Source organism: Hallella faecis, assembly GCF_018789675.1.
Taxonomy (GTDB): Bacteria; Bacteroidota; Bacteroidia; order Bacteroidales; family Bacteroidaceae; genus Prevotella; species Prevotella faecis.
In genome coordinates this window covers 1-5,650 of sequence record NZ_JAHKBE010000090.1, presented here as the reverse complement: position 1 = coordinate 5,650, position 5,650 = coordinate 1, and the positions used below count along the sequence as shown (strand labels likewise).

The window sequence follows — 5,650 nt, the reverse complement described above, 5'->3', positions numbered from 1 at the left end:
TTGCCAAGTTACACTCCATCGTAGAAACTGCCATGAAGAACGGAAATTCTAAATACAATGCAATTCTTGCTGTAGTACAACAGTAAGACGATTACTTATGCCAATAGGGATACTTCTATGGGTGCTGAGTAGTTACTAGAGTCGATAGATTTCTTAAAATAGTTAAATTGTGTAACAAAAGTCATTCATACACAGTGTTTTAAGACGTTTTGTCTTGCGCCAGTTCTGCGCCATTTTTCGTGCAAAATAAGCGAAAATGCCTAAAGACGGCACTTGAATATCAACGAGTTACAGAAGATGGTAGAGTGGTATAAAATCCCTCTCTCTCCGCCAAGGTCAGCGTAACGAGTTGCAAAACAACAAGTTGCGCTGATTTTTCGTTTAAGGGTGCGCCAAATCTGCGCCAGAATTTTCTTTGGGTTTTTATAAGGCGTTTATTGCATCGATTACGAGATTATCATTATCTTTGCAACATCAAACCATAATATTCTTAAAATATGAAACAAACAATATTTCCCATTGATTTCTCTACATACTATCCTATAGGAATCCAACCATGCCCTATGTATATCGATATTGCGAATCGGATTTACCACCGAATCAAGGATGTTATCTTACCCCTGCCAGACGCTGACGAACTAAAAAAACAGATTGCCATAAATGTGGCTATCTATTATGAGGACAAAATGTCTGGCATTCAACTATGGAACGCTTTCGTTGCTAAACACTTGCTTGCCTATTCGCACAAATTGCCTTTTTTTGATGATTGTGGCTCTTTGGAAAATGATGACGTAAACGCTAAAGAGGTGGAATTGCTGATATGGATAGTAATATCAAGAAATTTCAACGACCGCTTCCTTAACCCCATTGTTATGGCAGAGGATACGGCACGTAGAATCATGGAGGTACTGACCGAAGATGACGAAGTGGATGTAAACGAAGAATTGTATAACTTTGTATACAACTCTGACAAGGCTGACGACTATTTCAAGATAAAGCCTGTATTAATGTGGCTTCGCCGTTCATATCTGCTTAGCTCACCATTGTCAGAAGAAAAGTTCAACGAACTGAAATACAACTACTCAATGCAGTTCAACAAGAGCGAATCCATCTATTACGCCGAAACAACCTTCTCAACTACCACCGAAATCGGCCCTATGGCAGTAAAGCCTCATCTGTGGCTGGCAGACATGTATTATGAAAACGATTTGCCCCAGAAGGCGAAAAGGTTAATGAACCTGGAATACTGTGAGCAGGATGCTTTTGAAGTGATTGAGGAAGACGAAGAATTTGTCGTGTTGAAAAGATCTACGGACGAAACATACAAGCTGAAGAATATAAATCCCAACATGTTTCGCAAGGGTTCATACATCTGCACAGCGCTCGTGAAGTATGCTGACAATTATTGGGAAATAAACGGTGTCATGTTCAAGACGAGTAAAGATATTTTCGACAAAATGCACGAACGCTACGAAAAGCTGAAAAAGTCTTACGAGCATGCCTATACCACGTATATTGAACGCACAAAGGGAAAGCGTTTGGCTTTTTTTGAGAAAACAGAACAAATGAAAGATTGGCTGAAAGAAATCTCTCCGGAAGTGGATTTTTCTGATATGTACGGTCAGCTACCTGACGGAGCGCAAGTTGGATTCATATCCAAGAAGGCTGGTCTCATATTTGCACCAAATATAATTCATGCCATCAAATGCAAGGATAATCCATACTATGGGAAATGTGATGCCAAAACAATGCTGCAGGAAACCATGGATGCGGTGATCAACATCGAAAACACACATCCGGAACTGCTCAATTATCTCCTTGAGAACAATATGCTACAAGATGGTGACATCAGCTTCAACGATCCAAGCGAATCTGGCAATAAGATATTTACACGAAACATTGACTTTATTGCGAGAAACCACCGCCGCCATCATTATCACGACCATGACTATTGATGTGCAAAACGATTAACTAGTATGTGTGTCCGGGATGTTAGATATACACATCAAAAAATATCGCTCAAGCTATTATCCCAAATCGGCATTAGGGATTGCCTGGATTTTGGTATTTTAGAAGAGTGGATTTTGTTTGGCTTTTAATGAGTAATAGCGAGCTATTACGAACCAGAAACAAGCAAAAGACGCCTTATAAAAGACAAAAGACCGCAAGCAGTCATAAAATAATACATTTAACGGCCTAATGACCGTTTGGGGTTTATGGCACGCCCGATTATGTGGCTCGTCGGTATCCTGACTTCAGGTGATTCCCGCAGATGGCACTCGCTTCTGTTGGCATCTTCCACGCAGTCGCCGCCACAGAGGAACACGTCAGACATGGCTGATATTATCTCGTCCCACTGGTAGCCGTTGTAGGTGGAGCTACGGACACCAAGAGTGCCGTTGACGACTTTGTCAAGTGAAAGTGCATAAATAGCCTTGCTTGCGTAATAAATCCCTCCGAAAGGAGTGATCTTCTCAGATTTTATGTTTACCTTTGCCATATGTCAGATATTCTTTATTTGAGTTTTTAGCAGCACTAAGGTAAGTGAATTTCCTGACATATGCAAGCATTGGATAATTTATTGTTATCCAATGACTTGCTTTCTTGTAAAATTATAAGTCTGCTAATTTAAGGGTTTAAAGGAACTGCTTTATCAGCTTATGCTTGACGACGACCGCCTTGTGGCTGTCAATGCGCTTTGGACGTTTACCCATTTCGCTGTCGACGACAATGTTTGGCTGTTTGCCGACCCCAAGTCGCCCTATGCAATAAGGGCGCAGTGCATCAAGCTTGCCTACGAGCAGATGCGCTACTGGCCCGAATTGCTTGATGAACTACGCCAAACACTTGAAATGATCAGCAGTGAACCGCTTTCGCCAGGGCTGCGTTCGGCTTGGAAGCAGGTGATGAAGAAAATTTTATCCTGTAACGTATATTGAGACACCTAATGCGTATCTTTGCATTTGAATTAATAATACTACTATTATGGAAGAATCAAAGAAACTCTTTTATGGGCCTATTCCGAGAGTGCTTAACGAGGATATCTTGTCATTTCTCTGTAACAAGCATAAGGGCGAAATAGGACTTGGAGTTAAGAAGAATTGTCCTCGTCTGCGCATACGCTATGTTATTGACAAGAACAGATTCGGTTATGCCGACTTTGGTGACTTCTTCTTTTGGGAAGATGGCGGTCTGTATGTTTGGCAACAGAGTGAAGAATTTGAAGAAGACCATAATCCTGACATTGTAGAAGACTACTTCGGACATTCTTGTGAAGGACGTGGATACACATTACGTTCTATTTTTGCAGGAATAGACACAGGTTATGATGACAGCAACGGTAGTAGAATGTTCACTGGCGATGTTGTGCTGGTAAAAGAACGGGATGGATACGAAATGGGAGCTTTATGTCTTGCTTCGCCACGTGGTTTAATCAGTGATGGGTTCTATGGTTTTCCTTTGGACAATCACAGTTTGACGCTGGATATGTGTAAGGAGGGAGGTTATAATCTTGAGCGTATCGGAACCATATTTTATCAACTCGACTATTGTGAAGAGCCGGTTTCTATATGGGATAAAGCATTGACCTTCAACAATACTTATCGTGATAAAGAAGATGAATCCGTCTTACGCACTATGGCAAGATACACACCAAACTTTGATAAGGAAGTATGGAAATACTTGGGACTTGAGATACTTGGAATCGAGGAGTTTAATTGGAAATAATAACTATATAATATAATCAAAATGAGTACAAATAATACACTTGGTACAAGGTCGACACAACCTGAAAAAGCACGTCTTGGGGCAGTGGGAGAGAATATGGTTGTGTCTATGCTTATGCAAAATGGATGGGATGCCTTCAATGCGAATTGTACAATAAAAAATTACAAATCAATTGATATTGTCTGTCTTAATAGCGAAATAAAAGAAACGCCTAACTATCCATGGAAGCCAGTGTCGGCTCTTATTCAAGTAAAGACAAGTGTACAAAAGAATATTCCAACAGGATTTACAATAGAGGATAGTCTTAAGCGCGATTTGCTTGAGGAGAAAGTAATGGGACCGTATGTGTTTGTTTATGTTAATATGGTAAATGAAGAATGGAAGTTTAGGTACTTTATCCTTTCACGCAGTCAGTTTATCGAACTCCTTCATTCTGCACATGTTTGGTACAAGTATGATTGGTATAGAGAAAAAGAAATATCTGAAAAAAGTCCTGCAGGAATAGATGTCAAATGGCTTATGGGAGAAGATGAACCTGAAACGAAAAGTCATAAAGCTTTTGTGAATCCGTTGAAAGGGGTTTCATGTGAGGATTGTTGGGAGAATATTTGGAAGGATTAAGCCTATGTCACTCATTCAAAAGTATATTTGGGTAATCAAGACCATTCATCGTGCTGGTCGCATTACATTGAAAGATCTCAATGAAAAGTGGCGTGAGAATATTGATCTTAGCCGTGGTGAGAACTTGCCACGGCAAACATTTGATCGTTGGAAAGGTGGCATTCTTGATATGTTCGGCATTGTGATTGACTGTGAACAACATGGCAGATACCATTATTATATAGCCAATCCGGAAGTATTAAGCGAAGGAGAGTTGCGTACATGGCTTCTTGATACCTACGGCACGGCTGAAACGTTATCAAGCAGTATATCTATCCATGATAGAATATTGACAGAGGATATCCCTTCAAGCCAAGACTTTCTTGCAACAATACTTGAAGCTATGAAGTCAAATATTGTACTACAGATAACGTTCCATTCTTTTACGATGAAAGAAGCGAAGACGTTTCTTGTTGAACCATATTGTGTAAAAATGTCCGCACAGCGTTGGTATATGTTAGCAAGAAATGTAGACTATAACTACTTGCGATTGTATTCTCTTGATAGAATAGAAGGTGTTAACTTAACAGATGCTCATTTTGTTTTGCCAAAAGATTTTTGTGCAAAAGAATATTTTGCAGAATACTTTGGAATTGTATTGGACGAATCTGTACCGCTTCAAAGAATTGTGTTAAGGGCAGATAAATATCATCAGCACTATATGCGCACATTGCCGTTGCATCACTCGCAAAAAGAAATCTATGCATGTGATGATTATGCCGATTTTGAATTGGCACTGCGTCCTACCTATGACTTCTATATGAAGTTGATGAGTTTTGGCAATATGATAAAAGTGTTAGAACCCGAAAGTCTTCAGGAGAAGATATATAAATGGTTGGAGAAAACAATAGAAGTTTACAAATAAAAATAATTCAATAAGTATGGAATCAAGATTATTTCAAGCCTTAAAAGCTTTCAAAGGTGCAGAAGGTTGCGAAGCAAACCTGTTTAAAGAGTTTAAGAAAATTGCTGAAGAAGCATTCTTCTCAGGCTATTTTCTTGTTAATGGCGGTTGTAAGGATGCGTATAAACTAAAGTTGACCTGCATCGAATTCTATTACCACGAGGATGATGGCAATATTAAAGATGAAAAAAAATATCTGAAAGGAAAAGATGAATTTGGTTATGCTTTAGGTGCTGTATGTCCAAATCCATCGGGCGTTGATATTTTGTTTGATGATCCACAAAAGAAATATCATGCGTCTTTCTTGATTAGGGGCTATAAAGCTATTGTGCCTGGGGAAAAAGATTGGGAGAATAATGA

General features: G+C 39.5%; 6 protein-coding genes and 1 pseudogene. 6 read left to right on the top strand and 1 reads right to left on the bottom strand.

Translation table 11 applies throughout. The features are described from left to right. Positions 1 to 497: 497 nt before the first annotated feature. The gene (locus KM934_RS12265; protein WP_215760888.1) at positions 498 to 1,955 is read left to right on the top strand and encodes a DUF3843 family protein; all 1,458 of its coding nucleotides are present in this window, start codon (positions 498 to 500) and stop codon (positions 1,953 to 1,955) included. A 233-nt stretch (positions 1,956 to 2,188) separates the two neighbouring features. Here the strand turns inward: KM934_RS12265 and KM934_RS12260 are convergent, their stop codons facing one another. Next, the gene (locus KM934_RS12260; RefSeq protein ID WP_215760887.1) at positions 2,189 to 2,500 is read right to left on the bottom strand and encodes a hypothetical protein; all 312 of its coding nucleotides are present in this window, start codon (positions 2,498 to 2,500) and stop codon (positions 2,189 to 2,191) included. A gap of 160 nt (positions 2,501 to 2,660) precedes the next feature. Between KM934_RS12260 and KM934_RS12255 the strand changes: the two genes are divergently transcribed. The 5 genes and pseudogenes from KM934_RS12255 to KM934_RS12235 all read left to right on the top strand — a co-directional run. Further along, positions 2,661 to 2,939 carry a hypothetical protein gene (locus KM934_RS12255; protein WP_215760886.1) on the top strand — a complete coding sequence of 93 codons (279 nt, stop codon included), beginning with the start codon at positions 2,661 to 2,663 and terminating at the stop codon, positions 2,937 to 2,939. Positions 2,940 to 2,985: 46 nt separating this feature from the next. Continuing rightward, on the top strand, positions 2,986 to 3,726 hold the full coding sequence (locus KM934_RS12250) for a hypothetical protein (protein ID WP_215760885.1): 741 nt from the start codon (positions 2,986 to 2,988) through the stop codon (positions 3,724 to 3,726). A gap of 21 nt (positions 3,727 to 3,747) precedes the next feature. Further along, positions 3,748 to 4,347: a hypothetical protein gene (locus KM934_RS12245; RefSeq protein WP_215760884.1), complete on the top strand. Its 600-nt coding sequence runs from the start codon at positions 3,748 to 3,750 to the stop codon at positions 4,345 to 4,347. 4 nt (positions 4,348 to 4,351) lie between these two features. Further along, positions 4,352 to 5,251, top strand: a complete 900-nt coding sequence (locus KM934_RS12240) for a helix-turn-helix transcriptional regulator (protein WP_215760883.1) — start codon at positions 4,352 to 4,354, stop codon at positions 5,249 to 5,251. A gap of 16 nt (positions 5,252 to 5,267) precedes the next feature. Further along, positions 5,268 to 5,650: pseudogene (locus KM934_RS12235) on the top strand (hypothetical protein); the annotation flags it as partial.